Source organism: Rhodococcoides navarretei (assembly GCF_038069675.1).
GTDB lineage: Bacteria > Actinomycetota > Actinomycetes > Mycobacteriales > Mycobacteriaceae > Rhodococcoides > Rhodococcoides navarretei.
The window spans coordinates 737,710-753,744 of the sequence record NZ_JBBPCN010000001.1; the positions used below are offsets into that span (position 1 = coordinate 737,710).

The following is a 16,035-nucleotide window of genomic DNA, read 5'->3' on the forward strand; positions in this document are numbered from 1 at the left end:
AACTCGTGTCAAGTAACATTCGAGGCCCATGACTCGAAAGCGGATGACTCCAGCGCAACGGCGGGCGCAGTTACTCGAGATCGGCTCGGCACTGTTCGCCGAGCGGCCCTACGAGGACGTGTGGATCGAGGAGGTTGCCGATCTTGCGGGCGTCTCACGCGGGCTGATGTACCACTACTTCCCGTCCAAGCGGGAATTCTTCGTCGAGATCGTGCGCACCGAATCCGAGCGCAATCTCGAAGTCACCGCACCGGACACCTCGCTTCCGGTCCTCGAGCAGATTGCTGCCGGGCTCGATGCCTACATCTCCTACGTCGACGAGCACGCGCACGGCGTCCGAGCCGTCAACCGCGGATCCCTGCTGGGAGACCGAAAGATCGACGACATTCTCACGCACGAGTTCGAGATCCAGCAGGAGCGGATCCGGGCTGCTCTGCCCGCGAAATTTCGCGACGACGACATGGTCCGCATCGCGCTGCGCGGGTGGGTGGCCTTCGTGCGAGCGGTGTGCTTGGACTGGGTGGAGCACAGAACTGTCGACCGAGAACAGGTCCGTGCGGTGTGTCTACGTGCTGTGGCAGGTCTTCTCGAGGTGTGAGCTGCGGGGTTATCGTCGACGCATGTGCCGAAACATCACCACCCTGCGAGGCTTGGAACCCCACGCCACCGACGAGGAGATCGAAGCGGCGGCGCGTCAGTACGTCCGCAAGATCAGCGGCGTGCAGAAGACATCCGACGCCACCCGTGACGCCTTCGAGTCGGCCGTCGCCGAGGTGACAGCCACGACGCACCGGCTCCTCGACGCGCTGCCGGAGCGGCGTCAGCCACCGCCCACGGTGCCGCCGTTGAGGCGTCCCGAAGTGCAGGCGAGGATTGCGGCCAAGGCCGGTTCGTGAAGGTCGCCTCCTAGAGGGTGCTGTCCGGCGGCACTGCGGGGAGTCCCTCGCTCACGCGGAGCTTCTCGGCCATCGAACTGAGCAGGTTCTGGGATTCCTCGGACAGGTCGAATGCCCGAGCGGACAGGCGGCGAAGGCCGTATCCCTGCAGTCTGTTGAGCAGTTCGAGGTCGTGATCGACCTTGGACGCGTAGATGTTGTCGAAGAAGTAGTCGGGCTTGACCTTGAAGAACGCGGCCAGCGCCGTCACGGTGTCCGCGGACGGGTTCGCGCGCTGCCCCGATCGCAATTGCGAGATGTACGGCTTGGAAATCTGGTGCCCGCGCCGGGCGAGGGCATCGGCGACCTCGGCGTTGGTGTGTGGCTTGCGTCCGGGCGGGTGGATCGTGGAGAACAGATGGTTGAGACGTGCGGCGAAATCAGCGGACATCGGGGGAGTGTGTGCCTTCCTGATACAGCCGCTGCCCACCCGGGCAGATCGGCCCGCCCCGGACCGCACCGGCTCATACTATCCGCTGTTTCGGCACCGGTGAACCATGGCTGACCTGCAGAAACCCACTCGAAAATCGTACTGATCGGTTTCGTGTCGGACCTGGATGCGCAGCGCGGGCGCGATCCGGGCTGTATCGACAAGTTTGGATCGAACGAATGGTTTTCCGCAGAATCGGACGCGTGATCGGAGCCCCGGTGGCAGACTGACTTGCCAGGCGAAGGGGGCAAAAATGACCGATCGTCGACGACGGACGTTCGATTCACGAGACGGTGACGCGGAGGTGGTCGAGCCGCTGCTGCGCGCGGTGCTGTCCTATGCCCCGCGCGATGAATCGCCCATGCCGCACCCCTCCGAGGGGATCACCCTGCGGGCAGAGAACGGCTCCGGTGCTGTGCGGCTCGAACTTGCCATCGCAGACGAACTGGGCGCAGGTATCCCAGGACCGTTCGGATCCCGGTTCTACGAATGCGGATCGTTCGAAGTCGTTGTCCCTCAACGAGATCCACGAGACGGCGCGCTTCTGATGATCCACCTGCTCGACGCACGAGCGCCGCACCGGTTCGAATTCGCGACGTCGATGCCGCCGCAGTGGAGCCTGCGGCTCGAGCGTGACGGCTCGGTAACCGTACTCGACGACCATGGCGATGCAGTGATATTCATCGGTCGCCCATGGGCTTTCGACTCCGATCTGCATTCGGTTCGCGTGCACTACACCATCGAGAACGGTCGACTGGTGCAGAACATCCGAGCCACCGCGGACACCGCGTATCCCATTCTGATCGACCCCGACCCCGATGCGATCATCGCCGGAGACGGCAGACTGATCACCGAGACCTGGACTCCTCGACTGGTGGTCGGTGGCGTCGTCGAGGATGCACCACCGAAATTGCTGTCCAGCTGACACTCTCGGTGCGGGACGGGATTCAGAACGGATCGTGCTGAATGTGTTCCATCGGCGTGCCCACTTTGCGGAGGGCATAGAGCGTCGTGCGCACCATCGCCGGCGACCCGCAGATCTGAATCTGCCGATCGGCCCACGAGCCGAACCGGGTGACCACCTTGCCCACCGGGCCGTGCAGACGGTGGTGCATTCCCCACGGAAGTTCGCGCGGCTGACCCGAATACCACCACGGGTTCTCGAGCTCCTCGGTCACCGGTACGACCGTCAGCCACGGGTTCGACAACGACAACTGCCAGAGGGTGTCCAGATCGTAGAGGTCGCACGGATACGTCCCGCTGACGAACAGGTGCACTCGCGGATTGTTGCTGCGCTGCGCCATTTCCATCACCTGCGCGCGCAGTGGAGCCAGGCCGGTACCGCCCGCGATCATCAACACGTCCTCGCGAATCGCGCGATCGATGTGCATCCCGCCCAGGGGTGGACTGATGGACCAGCGATCACCCACCGCGGTCTCGGTGACCATCGCCGGAGACACCCAGCCACCGGAGACGCGTCGAACATGGAACTCGATCTCTCCGTACGGGTTGCTGGGGATGGCAGGAGAGAGGTAACGCCAGAGTTTGGGTCTCTGCGGAATCTGCACGCTGACGTACTGCCCGGGGAAGTACGGGATCTCGCCGTCGGTCTTCAACCGCACCACCGCGAGGTCGTCGAGAAGCCGCTGATGTTCGACGACGGTGGCACTCCAGAACGGCGGTAGTTCGTCGTTGTCCGCGGCGTCGGCCATTGCGTTGCTCACCACGGTGAGGGCGTCCGTCCAGGCCGTCTCGACCTCGTCGGTCCACACCTCGTTGCCGGCAAAGGCACGGAAGGCGCTGATCAGAGCCGAGCTACCCGCGCGAAAGTGTGCGCCCGAGATTCCGTGCTTGCGGTGGTCCCGGCCGAGTTGCTCGAGGAACGGTTCGACCCGGTCGGTGTCGTCGAGATGCTCGAAGACATAGCCGAGTGCCAGCACGAAGTGTTCGCGCAACGCGTCCATCGATGCGGGGAACAGGGTGCGGAAGTCGGGGTACTCGGCGAAGAGATGGGCGTAGAAGGACCTGGACAGCCTCGCCGGGCCGTCCTGAGCGGCCACGACGGATTTGAAACCGGTACGGACCAGGGAGATCGTGCGTGCGTCGAGCAACCTCCACCCCCACCGATTGACACTGTCGACCGTCACCAAAGTAGACCGATCGAGACCGTCGCGCGAGAGGGCTTCACCGTCGTGCGTATTTTGCCCAGCCAGAGCTGCGCAAAACGCGCTCGAGAAAGTCAAGGTTGAGCGGAACAGACTCAACTTGTCTATGGTTGTACCGAGCGACACGCAAGAACCATTCGAGAAAGAAGGTGACCGGTGGACAGTTTCACTCCCACCACGAAGTCGCAGGCTGCACTGTCGTCTGCTCTGCAGGCCGCATCCGCGGCCGGCAACCCGGATATCCGTCCGGCACATTTGTTGGTGGCGTTGCTCGATCAGACCGACGGCATCGCCACACCCTTGCTGAAGGCCGTCGGCGTCGACCCTGCAACGGTGCGTCGAGAAGCGCAGAACCTCGTCGACCGCCTGCCCTCGGCATCCGGCTCGACCACCACTCCGCAACTCGGCCGTGAAACCCTCGCCGCGATCACCGCTGCGCAGCACCTGGCCACCGAACTCGACGACGAGTTCGTCTCCACCGAACACATCATGGTGGGGCTTGCGACCGGAAGCGACGACGTCGCCAAGCTCCTGACCGGCCACGGAGCCGGACCCAACGAGCTGCGCGACGCCTTCCAGGCCGTACGGGGTAGCGCCCGGGTCACCAGCGCAGATCCCGAGAACACCTATCAGGCGCTGGAGAAGTACAGCACCGACCTGACGGCGTTGGCCCGAGAAGGCAAGCTCGATCCCGTCATCGGACGTGACACCGAGATCAGGCGTGTTGTCCAGGTGCTGTCGCGGCGAACCAAGAACAACCCGGTGCTCATCGGCGAACCCGGTGTCGGCAAGACGGCCATCGTCGAAGGACTCGCGCAGCGCGTCATCGCCGGTGACGTCCCGGAGAGCCTGCGCGGTAAGACCGTCGTCTCGCTCGATCTCGGTTCGATGGTCGCCGGAGCGAAGTTCCGCGGTGAGTTCGAGGAGCGGCTCAAAGCCGTGCTCGACGACATCAAGAACTCCGCCGGTCAGGTCATCACGTTCATCGACGAGTTGCACACCATCGTGGGAGCCGGCGCGACCGGCGAATCCGCGATGGACGCGGGCAACATGATCAAGCCGATGCTCGCCCGCGGCGAACTGCGCCTGGTCGGTGCGACGACCCTCGAGGAGTACCGGAAGTACATCGAGAAGGATGCCGCGCTCGAACGGCGCTTCCAGCAGGTGTACGTCGGTGAGCCCTCGGTCGAGGACACGGTCGGCATTCTCCGCGGACTCAAGGAGCGCTACGAGGTGCACCACGGCGTCCGGATCACGGACTCCGCCCTTGTCGCCGCGGCAACCCTGAGCGATCGGTACATCACCGCCCGGTTCCTGCCGGACAAGGCGATCGACCTCGTCGACGAGGCGGCGTCCCGTCTGCGCATGGAGATCGACTCACGCCCAGTCGAGATCGACGAGGTCGAACGCGCCGTCCGACGCCTCGAAATCGAGGAGATGGCCCTGGCGAAGGAGACCGACGACGCGTCGAAGGCTCGGCTCGACAAGCTTCGTCAGGAGCTGGCCGATCTGCAGGAGAAGCTCGCCGGACTCAGCACACGCTGGCAGAACGAGAAGAACGCCATCGACTCGGTGCGGGTGCTGAAGGAGGAACTCGAGAACCTGCGCGGCGAATCCGACCGTGCCGAACGTGACGGCGATCTGGGCCGGGCGGCCGAGCTGCGCTACGGACGTATCCCGACTCTCGAGAAGGAGCTCGCCGCCAAGACCGAGGCATCGCCTGCTCAGGGCGACGTGATGCTCAAGGAAGAAGTGGGCCCGGACGATGTCGCCGACGTCGTCGCGGCCTGGACCGGAATTCCGGCGGGCCGGATGCTCGAAGGCGAGACCGCCAAGCTGCTCCGCATGGAGGACGAGCTCGGCAAGCGAGTCGTCGGACAGAAGGACGCAGTACAAGCGGTGTCCGACGCCGTCCGACGCTCCCGCGCCGGGGTGGCCGATCCCAACCGTCCGACAGGATCGTTCCTGTTCCTCGGACCCACCGGAGTCGGTAAGACCGAGCTCGCAAAAGCGTTGGCGGAGTTTCTTTTCGACGACGAACGCGCGATGGTGCGCATCGACATGAGCGAGTACAGCGAGAAGCATGCCGTCGCTCGTCTGGTCGGTGCACCTCCGGGGTACGTCGGCTACGAGGCCGGTGGACAGTTGACCGAGGCGGTACGCAGGCGGCCGTACACCGTGGTGCTCTTCGACGAGGTCGAGAAAGCGCACCCGGACGTGTTCGACATCCTGCTCGCAGTGCTGGACGAAGGCCGGCTCACCGACGGCCAGGGCCGGACCGTCGACTTCCGCAACACGATCCTGATCCTCACCTCCAACCTCGGTGCCGGTGGGACCAAGGAACAGGTGATGGACGCGGTGCGGCGTTCGTTCAAGCCCGAGTTCGTCAACCGTCTCGACGACGTGGTGGTGTTCGACGCCTTGTCCGAGGACCAGCTCGAGTCGATCGTGGACATCCAGCTCGGCTTCCTCACCAAGCGTCTTGCCGCTCGACGTCTGACGCTGGAGGTGTCGTCGCCGGCGAAGATGTGGCTCGCGGCCAGGGGCTACGACCCGCTCTACGGCGCCCGGCCGCTGCGGCGACTGATCCAGCAGGCCATCGGCGATCAACTGGCGAAGCTGCTGCTCGCCGGGGATGTTCACGACGGCGACGTGGTGTCGGTCAACTCGAGCCCGGACGGCGAACGCCTGATCCTGGGTTGACCGGTCTACGAGAAGGGCCCGCACGAGCACTGCTCGTGCGGGCCCTTTCTGTGTCGTCACCAGCGGTCTACCGGGTAGGTACCCTCGTGGAATGACGAATCCGGACGACCCGCGATCACCTCGAGAACGCGATCAGGACGCGGCACGCCAGGCGGAGTCATCCGAGCCGACCCAGGACCACGGTCAGCCGTACCTCGGAGCTCAGCAATATCCGGACGCCCAGCAGTATCCGGATGCCCAGCAGTATCCGGATGCCCAGCAGTATCCGGATGCTCAGCCGACGGAGGTGTATCCCACCCAGGCTTATCAGTACCCGCCGCAGGGAAATCCAGATCCACCGCCCTACCCGCAGGGCTATCACCCCACGCAGGCACTTCCGCCCTACGACCCCGATCAGCAGGCGGCAGCGAACCAGGCCTACGGCCAGACCCAGCAGTACGGCCAGGCACCGGGATACGACACTCAGCAGTTCGGCCACACTCAACAATTCGGACAGCCCCCGCAGTACGGGGCACCGCCGCCCCCGGGGGAACCGAACTCCGCCGACGAGGGCAGCAAGGGTCCCCGGCCGTGGGTGCTGGCGTTGATCGGACTCGTCGTCCTCGCCATCGTCGTGTTCTTCGGAATTTCGTTCCTGAGCGGGGGATCGGACGAGCCCAGCACCACTGCCACCGGTCCGTCGACGTCGACGTCGATCAGGCCACCCACGTCCAGCGCGCCCACGACCACCCCGCAGCCCACCGAGTCGGGTGCCGCCACCACGCCCGAGCTGATTCCAGGGGGCATTCCCGAGATACTCGGTCAGTTCGGTTCGTCGGCCGGGACGATCACCGCGAACGACGGTTCGACCCTGACACTCGACGGCCTCGACGGCGCTCAGGTCACTGTGCAGACCACACCCCAGACCCAGATAATTTCGTTGTCCGGTAGCGATCTGGCGTCGCTGCCCGTCGGCGGTTTCGTCGTGGTGCAGGGCGAGCCCGTCGAGGACGGGACTATTCGCGCGAACGTCGTCATCGAAACTCCGAATTTGGGCGGATGAGCAACTCGGGTTGTTCCAGTGATCGTTCACAGGACCCGGCGGTGGTGGGCAGTGACGACGTGGATGTCGATTAAGGTGGTGCGCGATGACGGCAATGTGGTTCGGCCTGGCGGCGATTGCACTGATAGGTGCAGTGGCCCTGCTCTACATCGACAGGTCCAAGCGAGATCAGTCCGGGCGGCTGCGGCAGATGTGGGCCAAAGCGCAAGGGTACGAGTATCGACCGCACGATCGAGACCTCGTCACTCGGTTCTCTCGCGCGGCCCTGTCCAAGCCCGAATTCGACGTCGCTCTCGGCGTGGTCACCGGTGTTCGGCGCGGTGAGGAGTTCGTACTCTTCGACGTCGAGGAGACGGGGACCATCGTGGCCGTGCAGCGCTCGGTCGGTTCCGATGTCGACATCGATCTGCGGCCCCGCTCGACGCCACCGCCCCGCGACGAGGACATGGAACTGCTCGGTTCCATCGGCCCGCGCGTGGTGTTCGCAACCGACGTCGATATCGCTCGTCGTGTGTGCGACCAGCGGATGGCCGCATTCACCGAGTCGATCCCGGCGAATCTACAGCTGTTGTGGAGCGAGCAGGACTGGACGCTGGGATCTCTGCCACTGAACAGTTCGGGCCGCGATTGGGATGCTGCGATCGACGCGGTCGCGCGCCTGTCGGGCATGCTGCACGTACTGCCTCCTGTCCGCGGAAGTGCGGTCTACGGCGCTCGCGCAGGCGGCGGCGAGCCCGGCCGCGATCGAAGCGATCCCGGCAGGCCACTGGTGCAGGAAACACGTGCTCAGCAGGCACGTACGCCGCAGGATCAGCAGCCTCGGGTGTCCGAACCCCGCATCCAGGCCGTGCGCGGTCCGGAGCAGCGCAGCCCCGAGCCGAGGACGCCTGCACCCCGAACACCGGAGCCACGCGTTCAACCACCTCGGGTCCCCGAACCCCGTGTTCAGGAGCCCCGCCCACAGGAGCCGGGTCGTAGGCCTCGTCCGCCCAGGCCCGATGCGGCCGGTCCGCAGGCGGCACGATCGGCCGATGCGTCGCGTCCAGTTCCGCGTCCGCCCGTGTCACGCCCCATTCCGTTCGACTCGGAGCGCCGACGCAATCAGCCCTGATGTCCTTCGGGCGTGTTTACGGGCGCAGAAGCGCTTACGCGGCTAAATTCGTACCCTGTGACGGTTTCCTCGGGTGTGGTTGCGGCAGTTCTGGTGCTCATCGTGCTGGTGGTCGGGTACATGGCCATCGTGGTGCGTCGACTCGGTCGGTACGGCGAGCAGACCGAACAGAGTCTGCGGCTGGTCGATGTCGAAGTAGAGCGACGTCACGAGCAGCTCGGCCCGTTCCTTGCCGCCGCGGAGACCACCGAATTGTCCGGTGATCTGCTTCGTCAGCTCGGCGGTGCACGTTCGTGGTCGAAGGCAGTGCGCGAGCGCGGACTGGGTCTACAAGCGCAGGCCGCCGCCGAGAACGCGCTGTCCGCCGCCTTTCATGCCGTGCTCGCCGACGCCGATGCGCGTCGAACTGCGTTGGGCAATTGGGCGTTCCAGGGCCCGGCCGGAGAACTGAACGTCACCGAACGCCGCATCGCCGGCGCGGTGCGCGTGTACAACGACAACGCATACCGCCTGTCACAGGCGGTCGGAAAGTTCCCGTCCTCGCTCGTCGCCAAGTCTCGCTCGCTGACCGCCCCGGAACCGTTCGTGGAGACGAAGGAAGTACAGGACGAGCAGCCGTCCGCGAACGTCGCCGTGTAGTCCACACCGCCCATGCCGCGGGAGCGGCGGAACACGTCGGTGGGTAAGTTCGTATCGACCCGCCCGACTCTGTGGTGAGACGAGAGGAACCCGAACATGGCCGAGCATGCCGTGAATGCGGACCGGCAGGAGCTGGCCGATCTGGTGAAAGAGCTTGCCGTCGTGCATGGGAAGGTCACGTTGTCGTCGGGTAAGGAAGCCGACTACTACGTGGATCTGCGTCGGGCGACGCTGCATCATCGGGCGGGTGCGCTGATCGGTTCGTTGATGCGTGATCTGGTTGCCGATTGGGATTTCGTGTCGGTCGGCGGTCTGACGATGGGGGCAGATCCGGTGGCGATGTCGATCATGCATGCCGAGGGGCGTCCGATCGATGCTTTCGTGGTGCGCAAGGCCGCCAAGGCGCACGGCATGCAGCGTCAGATCGAGGGACCGGACATCGTCGGCAAACGTGTTCTGGTGGTGGAAGATACGACGACGACCGGCAATTCGCCGCTCACGGCTGTCGCAGCATTGCGGGACGCAGGCGCGACGGTCGTCGGAGTGGCCACGGTGGTGGACCGGGCGACCGGGGCGGACGAGGTCATCGCCGCCGAGGGACTCGAATATCGATCCCTGCTCGGCTTGGCGGACCTCGGCCTGTAGCCCCGGTTGCGAAAGAGCCTGTCAGCGAACGAGTTGCGCGACGACCACGAAGTTGTCGTCGGTGGGTTCGCCACCCTGAACGTCACAGTTGGCCAGGATCAATCGCCCGGGCACCGACCGTCGTAGTTCGTTGTCGGCCAACAGCGATCCCTTCGGTAGCGGACCCACCGACTCGACCGCGTACTCCAGGGTGCCGCTCGGTGTTCGCAACACGACGGTGTCGCCCGGTGCCACCACCCGCAACGCCTTGAACGGGGCGTCCCGCTTCGAATAGTTGTGTCCGGCAACCACGACCGTCTGTTCGGTCGAGGTCCCCGGCATTCCGCTCTCGGCCCACCAGGCCGGTAGCTCGTCCACCGGGTTCAGTACCTGGCCGCTCTCGCCTCCGCGGTAGAGCGGGTCGGGATGGATGGGGCTGCTCAGATAGGTCGTGCCGTCCGAGGATCGGAGCTCGATGTACTCGGGCTGGGCGGGAGCGACGTCGCTCGCCGGCGCAGCCGCAGAGATCTGTGACTGCACCGGCGAGCGATCTGGTGCGGCGACCCCGACTTCGCCACTCGCGCAACCTGATACGAGGAGAACGAAAGTCAGGATCGCCGACCACAGCCAGCGGGTGTTACGAGGTGGCATCGGTGGAGCTGCGGCGACGCAGGTAGAACGCTCCGCCTGCTGCCGCGACCACGACCACGCCGACTCCGGCGAGAATCACCGGGGTGTTGGACGAGCTGTCCGACCCGCCCGACGCCTCGTCGGAAGAATCGCCGAGTGCGAGATCGACCGGCGGCAGTTCGCCGGCAACGCTGACGACACCGTTCTCGTCGGTGGTGAAGTAATCCGCGACGGTGAACGATCCGTCCTCGTTCTTGACGCCGACCAGAGAGACGCCGGTCTCGTCGACGACGACGGTGGTGTCGTCGACCTGAGTGACGGGAACGTCTTCCTTCACGGTGCCACCGAGGTTGATGGTCCAGCTGAACTTCGGTCCGCTCGCGGCCAATTCGGCTGCCTCTGCCTTGAGATCGGCCTCTGCCTTCGCTGCGGTGTCGGCTTTCGCCTTGGCCGCCGCCGCGTCGTCCTGTGCGGTCTTCAGTGCGCCTTGGGCCTCGGTCACCTTGGTCTTGGCCGAAGCCGCTGCCTCGGTCTTGGCCTGCAAGTCGGCATTCGCCGACTCGACAGCTGCATCGGCCGTCGCCAGTGCTTCTGCGGCTGCATCGGCCTCGGCCTGCAAGTCTTCGATATCGGCATCCGACGGCGCGGCGTCGAGGGCAGCCTGGGCTGCGGTTGCCGCTTCCGCCTTGGCGTCGGCGTCTGCCTTGGCCGCATCTGCTGCGGCTCGAGCGTCGGCTGCGGCCTTCTCGGATTCGGTCTCCTCGCCTGCGGCAGCCTCGGCTGCGGCTTCGAGGTTCACGGCATTCTGCTCGGCCATTGCGGCTACTGCGGCTGCAGTCTGTGCTTCGACGTTCAGTGCCAGCGACTTCGCGGCAGTGGCAGCGGCAGCGCGAACTGCAGCGGTCACCTTGGCGAGGTTGAAGTTCTTGAACGAATCCTGGACGGCGGTAACGGAATCCGCGAGGGCCTTGTTCGACGCGTCGGCCTCGACCCTGGCGGTAGCGGCAAGTTCGGCCTTCGCGTCGGCGTCCGCGCGGGCCGCCTCGGCTTCGGCAGTAGCTTCGGGATCACCCGAGACGGCTGCGGCCTCGAGCTCGACGGCCAGCTCCTCTGCAGTCTCGGCGTCGGCTGCGGCCTGGTCGGCGGCGGCCTTGGACTCCTCTGCCGCGGTCTGCAGCTCGGCTGCGGTGTTCTTGGCTGCGGTGACCGCAGCGCTTGCAGCCTGGCTCTGGACTTTGGCTGTCGCAGCCGCCGTGACGGCAGCCTTTGCCTTGACATCGGCTTCGGCGGCGGCAACCTCGGCCTTGGTGGCGTCGGTGCTCGCAGCGGCTTCGGCGGCCTTGGCGGTGTCGAGGCGCACCTGAGCGGCTGTAGATGCTTCAGCGGCAAGCTTGCTTTCTGCTTCCGCGTCGGCGATTGCCTTCTTCTCGGCGTCGGAGAGCTGCGGGATGATGTCGAGGTTGACCGTCGCGGTGCCGTCGTCGTTCATGACGATCCCGGGAACGATCTGAGGCAGGGGGCGAACGGCCGAGGGGGCTTCGGGGGCCGGTACGGCGGCTGCGGCGGCTGCGGCGGCTGCGGCATCTTCCGGCGTCACCGACGGGACAGGTGCTTCGATTTCCCCGTCGACGGAGGCGTCGACTTGACCTTCGGCGGTGCCGGATCCTTCGGTGCCCGAGCCCTCTTCTTCGGTCGGAGCTCCGGATTCGGTGCCGCCTTCGGTGGCGGGCTGCTCGACAACGGGGCTTTCCGGGGTCGGCGTCTGCGCACTGGCGATTCCCGGTGCGGCGATGGAGAGGGACAGTGCCATGGCGGCCCCGGCAGCGGCGAGGCGCGCCTTCTTGGACCTGGCGATCGACTTCTGCGACATGGAGATTGTGGCCCTTCGGTCAGTGGCAGCATCGTGCTGCACGCACCCGTCCTCCCACGCGGAACGGGTGTAGTTGGTGAGTCACACGAACAACTGTGATGACTGGACCGTAAACCAACCGGCCGGTCTCGGGAACCCCTGAAGGCTTTACCTGAGAATTGGTTATGAAAGTGTTACTGATGAGACGCATGTGACTGGAGAGGATGTCGACATGGGTCGACGGCCGAGATGCACCCATCTCGGCCGTCGTGAAAACCCTTTCTGATGAGCGGGATTCAGTCGCCGACCGTCACCGCACGGGCCTCGTCGATGCTGTGAGGTGCAGGTTCGTGGTCATCGACGTGGGCGAGGACCTTCCGGCCGGTCGCAAGTACCACGATGGCAAGGGCAGTGCAGGCGGCACCCACCCAGAACGGAACGTGCATGTTCGACTCGCCCAGTTTGCCGGCCAGGTAGGGAGCCGCGGCTCCGCCGGTGAAACGAACGAAGCTGTAGGCCGCCGACGCTGTCGACCGCTCGACCGGTGCCGAGATCATGACGGTCTCGGTGATCAGGGTGTTGTTGACGCCGAGGAACAACCCGGCCACGACGGTTCCCACGATCAGAACGGTCTTGTTCTCGGTGAACATCGCCATGACGCCCAGGTCGACGGCGAACAGCAGCAGCGCCAGCATCATCATGTTCAGCGTTCCGAAGGCTCGCTGCAGCTTCGGTGCGATGAACACCGACGCCACGGCCAGGCAGAGACCCCAGCCGAAGAAGATGAAGCCGATCGAGTACGTGCCCATGTCCAGGGGGAAGGGTGTGTAGGCGAGCAGGGTGAAGAACCCGTAATTGTAGAGCAACGCGGTGATACCGACGGTCAGCAGACCGCGATGCCGAAGGGCTCGGAACGGATCGAGGATCGAGGTGGTGTGCGCGGGCTTCGGAGTGTCCGGGAGCATGACGATCAGCAGAATGAATGCGATGGCCATCAGTACCGCGACGCCGAAGAACGGTCCGCGCCAGCTGAATCCGCCGAGTAGGCCGCCGACCAGCGGGCCGGTTGCGATGCCGATGCCCAGCGCGGCCTCGTAGAGGATGATCGCGCGTGCAACGCCGCCGGACGCCGCGCCGACGATGGTCGAGAGCGCCGTGGCGATGAACAGCGCATTGCCCAGTCCCCAGCCTGCGCGGAAACCGATGATCTCGCCGACCGATCCGGATGTGCCTGCCAGGGCTGCGAAGACGACGATGATCGCCAGGCCGACCAGCAATGTGCGCTTCGGGCCGAAGCGGCTGGACACCACTCCGGTGATCAGCATCGCGACGCCGGTGACGAGCATGTAGCTGGTGAACAGCAGTGACACCTGCGACGGCGAGGCATTCAACTGTTCGCCGATGGGTTTGAGGATGGGGTCCACGAGGCCGATGCCCATGAAGGCGATGACGCTGGCGAACGCGACAGCCCACACCGCGCGCGGTTGCTTCAGGAGACTGTCGGAGGAGGTGTTGGCGGTCACGAAAGAGTTCCTCTCATTCCGTGATCGACGGGTTCGAGGATGCTGCGAAGCTCGCTCAAGCCGTCGGTCAGTTTCTGGATCTGTTCTGGGTCGCGGTCGGACAGGTAGGGGACCAATCCGTCGACGAGGTGGCGTCGACCGTCGGCGAGCCAACGATGGCCGGCCTCGGTCATCTCGACGAGCACGGCGCGTGAGTCGTCCGGGTCGGATCGTCTGGTGACGAGGTCGGCGTTGCTCAGCTTGGCGAGCAACGCCGTCGCCGATGGTTGGGAGCATCGGTCGAGCTCGGCGAAGGTACTGATGCGCAGCGGCTGATACTCCTCGAGCAATGACAGGGCTCGCATCCATGCTCGCGGCCATTCGTCGCTACCGAACCGGGCGGCCAATCGGACGAAGCGCGACGAACTGGTGACCAGCTGCGAGAGGAGGTCCCGGATGTCTTCGTCGGAGTGGCTCACCGATTTATTGTTACATACACTAACTATCTATCGCAACGGCGAGCGTGAGTCCGACGAGTGCCACGGGGAGCAGTCAGTGCTGGCGGAGGAGATCGGCGATGTCACGATCCCATTCGGCATCGCGCCTGAGGTCGTAGCGGAAACGCATCAGCAGATAGGCACCGACGAGAAGGGTCGCCATCAGCACCCAGCTACCGATGGCACCGAAAATGGATGCGGCGACGACATCGGACGATGTCAGCGGCCGCACGCTCAGGTCGCCACTGTCGTCGACCCAGATCGGGGTGGTGGTTCCGACCGGAGAACCGGTGTCGACGCTGACGCGTCCGGTGTGTTCGACGCCCCGGTAGACCCACCGCGAGTCGACGGCGGTCGCAGCAGCGCCGGACGCGCCGAACTCGGTCGACGAGACCGGTGCAACTTCTGCAATGTCCGTGGTGGTCGCTGTGACCTGGTGGATCGAGCCGCGCTGATTCTCCAGTCGTTGTTGCTGATCGGCGTGGGTACCGAGCCCGATCCACAGCGACACCGGAATCATGACGATCAGCAGTGTGGTGACCCAGTGCTTGATGCGCGCCTGGCGGACATCGCAGTCACGGAGCAGGGGATTGGGGTAGCCGGCGAGGTCGGCGCGTCCCGAACGGTGCTGCCCGGTGAGTTTGCGGCGCATGATGGTCCCCACTGCTTCGAAATGATCCGACCGACCGTTCCACGATGCCGACGCGACCTGCGAGTATCAAGCGATAGGGGTCAGCGTCACATGTGACGGTCGTCGTGATGGGTTGTGGAGGTGGCGGAGTTGAGGAGTGATCGGATGCGGCGTGCTCGCGTCGCCGCGCTGGTTGCAGGCGGGGTCACGGCGGTCGGTGCGTGGACGGGTTCGATGCCGTTGCAGCGCATCGCCAAGCCTCTGATCGGTCCTGCGCTGGCCTGCGGGCTCGATCCGGCCAGGGATCGGGTGCTGTTGGCCGGTCTCGCGGCTGCCACCGTCGGCGATGTTCTGTTGATCGACCCCGACGACGATTCCGCCCTGGAATGGGGTGCCCGTGCGTTCGCGGTGATGCAGTGCACCTACACGTATCTGCTGGTGCGTCGGGGTGCGCGTCCGGCGCTGATCGACGCGATTCCGCGGTACGCCGGGTGGGCTGCAGCGGCGACGCTACTGGCCGGGCGTCAGCCCGCGGTGGCGTCGACCCTGACGGCATACGGTGCAGTGCTCGCGACCACGTCGACGCTGTCTGCTCGTTCCGTCTCGCGCGGCGGTGATCGGAGGCTGGTGATCGGCGGCGTTCTGTTCACCGTGTCCGACGCCCTGATCGTGTTCAGGCGACTGTTTCTGACCGAGGACCGTCGGCGCCGTGCTGCGGAGGCGGTGGTTCTGTCGACCTATGTGGCGGCGCAGGTGTTACTCGTCGAGGCCTTGGCTTCGGGGTAGCAGCAGCACCCGCTCACGATGGGCGGGGTCGACGCGGACGGCGATGACCGTGCCCGGCTCGAATCGCGAGGTGTCCGACTGCGGGATGTCATAGACGATCTTGCCGAAGTAGCTGCCCGACCCGGGCACGGTGAATTCGAGGTCCAGTTCGGCGGTGTCGTTGTCGATGCGGCGGATGGCATCCACAGTTGCCCAGCCCTCGACGCCGTGTTCGATCAATTCCTTCTGCTCACGAGTGGCTCGTCCGGCGATCATCATCGCCAGGCCGAGTGCTGCGCCGAACCCGGCGACCAGGGCCGCCAGCTGGTAGGGAAGCGTCCCGGGGGGAGTTCGCTTCATCAGCCAACCTATCCAGATCGCCAGCACGATTGCATAACCGATCGTCACGAAGACGACGGATCGGACGATTCTCGTGTTGTTCACTTCGGTGCTCCTGGGTCGCTGAAAGCGACTGATCGATATTCGACGATAGGGGTTACCGGTAAGTAGGG

At 65.3% G+C, this 16,035-nt stretch carries 17 protein-coding genes; 9 read left to right on the plus strand and 8 right to left on the minus strand.

The window, feature by feature from the left end; genetic code table 11:
- Nucleotides 1–28: 28 nt before the first annotated feature.
- Nucleotides 29–598, plus strand: coding sequence for a TetR/AcrR family transcriptional regulator (locus tag AABD04_RS03600; protein ID WP_243608655.1), 570 nt, complete (start codon nt 29–31; stop codon nt 596–598).
- A gap of 22 nt (nt 599–620) precedes the next feature.
- Nucleotides 621–896, plus strand: a complete 276-nt coding sequence (locus AABD04_RS03605; RefSeq protein WP_243608654.1) for a DUF2277 domain-containing protein — start codon at nt 621–623, stop codon at nt 894–896.
- A gap of 10 nt (nt 897–906) precedes the next feature.
- On the opposite strand, the gene AABD04_RS03610 is transcribed toward AABD04_RS03605, so the two are convergent.
- Nucleotides 907–1,326 (minus strand): helix-turn-helix domain-containing protein, encoded by a 420-nt coding sequence (locus tag AABD04_RS03610; protein ID WP_243594622.1) that lies wholly within the window; start codon nt 1,324–1,326, stop codon nt 907–909.
- Nucleotides 1,327–1,618: 292 nt separating this feature from the next.
- On the opposite strand from AABD04_RS03610, the gene AABD04_RS03615 reads away from it, so the two are divergent.
- Nucleotides 1,619–2,290 carry a hypothetical protein gene (locus tag AABD04_RS03615; protein ID WP_243608653.1) on the plus strand — a complete coding sequence of 224 codons (672 nt, stop codon included), beginning with the start codon at nt 1,619–1,621 and terminating at the stop codon, nt 2,288–2,290.
- A 22-nt stretch (nt 2,291–2,312) separates the two neighbouring features.
- On the opposite strand, the gene AABD04_RS03620 is transcribed toward AABD04_RS03615, so the two are convergent.
- Nucleotides 2,313–3,512: a globin domain-containing protein gene (locus AABD04_RS03620; protein WP_243608652.1), complete on the minus strand. Its 1,200-nt coding sequence runs from the start codon at nt 3,510–3,512 to the stop codon at nt 2,313–2,315.
- 174 nt (nt 3,513–3,686) lie between these two features.
- Between AABD04_RS03620 and clpB the strand changes: the two genes are divergently transcribed.
- The 5 genes from clpB to pyrE all read left to right on the plus strand — a co-directional run bounded on the left by clpB (nt 3,687) and on the right by pyrE (nt 9,670).
- Nucleotides 3,687–6,233 carry an ATP-dependent chaperone ClpB gene (clpB, locus tag AABD04_RS03625; protein ID WP_243608651.1) on the plus strand — a complete coding sequence of 849 codons (2,547 nt, stop codon included), beginning with the start codon at nt 3,687–3,689 and terminating at the stop codon, nt 6,231–6,233.
- Between the two features lie 91 nt (nt 6,234–6,324).
- Nucleotides 6,325–7,275 (plus strand): DUF5666 domain-containing protein, encoded by a 951-nt coding sequence (locus AABD04_RS03630; protein ID WP_341440248.1) that lies wholly within the window; start codon nt 6,325–6,327, stop codon nt 7,273–7,275.
- Nucleotides 7,276–7,369: 94 nt separating this feature from the next.
- Complete coding sequence (locus AABD04_RS03635) at nt 7,370–8,386, plus strand: type III secretion system chaperone family protein (protein ID WP_423228206.1); 1,017 nt, start codon at nt 7,370–7,372, stop codon at nt 8,384–8,386.
- Between the two features lie 57 nt (nt 8,387–8,443).
- On the plus strand, nt 8,444–9,025 hold the full coding sequence (locus AABD04_RS03640) for a LemA family protein (RefSeq protein ID WP_335742595.1): 582 nt from the start codon (nt 8,444–8,446) through the stop codon (nt 9,023–9,025).
- Nucleotides 9,026–9,121: 96 nt separating this feature from the next.
- Nucleotides 9,122–9,670: an orotate phosphoribosyltransferase gene (pyrE, locus tag AABD04_RS03645; RefSeq protein ID WP_341440250.1), complete on the plus strand. Its 549-nt coding sequence runs from the start codon at nt 9,122–9,124 to the stop codon at nt 9,668–9,670.
- A 21-nt stretch (nt 9,671–9,691) separates the two neighbouring features.
- Here pyrE and AABD04_RS03650 read toward each other — a convergent pair whose 3' ends face one another.
- The 5 genes from AABD04_RS03650 to AABD04_RS03670 form a co-directional block, all read right to left on the minus strand.
- Entirely contained in the window at nt 9,692–10,189 is a 498-nt protein-coding gene (locus AABD04_RS03650) for a class F sortase (protein WP_341440251.1), read from the minus strand.
- A gap of 97 nt (nt 10,190–10,286) precedes the next feature.
- Nucleotides 10,287–12,149 (minus strand): hypothetical protein, encoded by a 1,863-nt coding sequence (locus tag AABD04_RS03655; RefSeq protein ID WP_341440252.1) that lies wholly within the window; start codon nt 12,147–12,149, stop codon nt 10,287–10,289.
- Between the two features lie 275 nt (nt 12,150–12,424).
- Nucleotides 12,425–13,651, minus strand: coding sequence for an MFS transporter (locus tag AABD04_RS03660; RefSeq protein ID WP_341440253.1), 1,227 nt, complete (start codon nt 13,649–13,651; stop codon nt 12,425–12,427).
- Entirely contained in the window at nt 13,648–14,109 is a 462-nt protein-coding gene (locus tag AABD04_RS03665) for a MarR family winged helix-turn-helix transcriptional regulator (protein ID WP_243594562.1), read from the minus strand. Before AABD04_RS03665 ends, AABD04_RS03660 begins: the two co-directional genes overlap by 4 nt.
- A gap of 73 nt (nt 14,110–14,182) precedes the next feature.
- Entirely contained in the window at nt 14,183–14,779 is a 597-nt protein-coding gene (locus tag AABD04_RS03670) for an Rv1733c family protein (protein WP_341440254.1), read from the minus strand.
- Between the two features lie 144 nt (nt 14,780–14,923).
- Here AABD04_RS03670 and AABD04_RS03675 point away from each other — a divergent pair, with 144 nt between their 5' ends.
- Nucleotides 14,924–15,544, plus strand: a complete 621-nt coding sequence (locus AABD04_RS03675) for a lysoplasmalogenase family protein (RefSeq protein ID WP_341440255.1) — start codon at nt 14,924–14,926, stop codon at nt 15,542–15,544.
- Here AABD04_RS03675 and AABD04_RS03680 read toward each other — a convergent pair.
- Entirely contained in the window at nt 15,515–15,967 is a 453-nt protein-coding gene (locus AABD04_RS03680) for a hypothetical protein (RefSeq protein WP_341440256.1), read from the minus strand. The two genes, AABD04_RS03675 and AABD04_RS03680, sit on opposite strands and share 30 nt — an antisense overlap.
- Nucleotides 15,968–16,035: the final 68 nt, after the last annotated feature.

What these genes read in the sequence shown, in the direction of transcription:
- AABD04_RS03605 (WP_243608654.1), top strand. Translation starts at nt 621, where the DNA reads ATGTGCCGAAACATCACCACCCTGCGAGGCTTGGAACCCCACGCCACC.
- AABD04_RS03670 (WP_341440254.1), bottom strand. Translation starts at nt 14,779, where the DNA reads ATGCGCCGCAAACTCACCGGGCAGCACCGTTCGGGACGCGCCGACCTC.
- AABD04_RS03600 (WP_243608655.1), top strand. Translation starts at nt 29, where the DNA reads ATGACTCGAAAGCGGATGACTCCAGCGCAACGGCGGGCGCAGTTACTC.
- pyrE (WP_341440250.1), top strand. Translation starts at nt 9,122, where the DNA reads ATGGCCGAGCATGCCGTGAATGCGGACCGGCAGGAGCTGGCCGATCTG.
- AABD04_RS03675 (WP_341440255.1), top strand. Translation starts at nt 14,924, where the DNA reads ATGCGGCGTGCTCGCGTCGCCGCGCTGGTTGCAGGCGGGGTCACGGCG.
- AABD04_RS03610 (WP_243594622.1), bottom strand. Translation starts at nt 1,326, where the DNA reads ATGTCCGCTGATTTCGCCGCACGTCTCAACCATCTGTTCTCCACGATC.
- AABD04_RS03630 (WP_341440248.1), top strand. Translation starts at nt 6,325, where the DNA reads ATGACGAATCCGGACGACCCGCGATCACCTCGAGAACGCGATCAGGAC.
- AABD04_RS03655 (WP_341440252.1), bottom strand. Translation starts at nt 12,149, where the DNA reads ATGTCGCAGAAGTCGATCGCCAGGTCCAAGAAGGCGCGCCTCGCCGCT.
- AABD04_RS03615 (WP_243608653.1), top strand. Translation starts at nt 1,619, where the DNA reads ATGACCGATCGTCGACGACGGACGTTCGATTCACGAGACGGTGACGCG.
- AABD04_RS03635 (WP_423228206.1), top strand. Translation starts at nt 7,370, where the DNA reads ATGTGGTTCGGCCTGGCGGCGATTGCACTGATAGGTGCAGTGGCCCTG.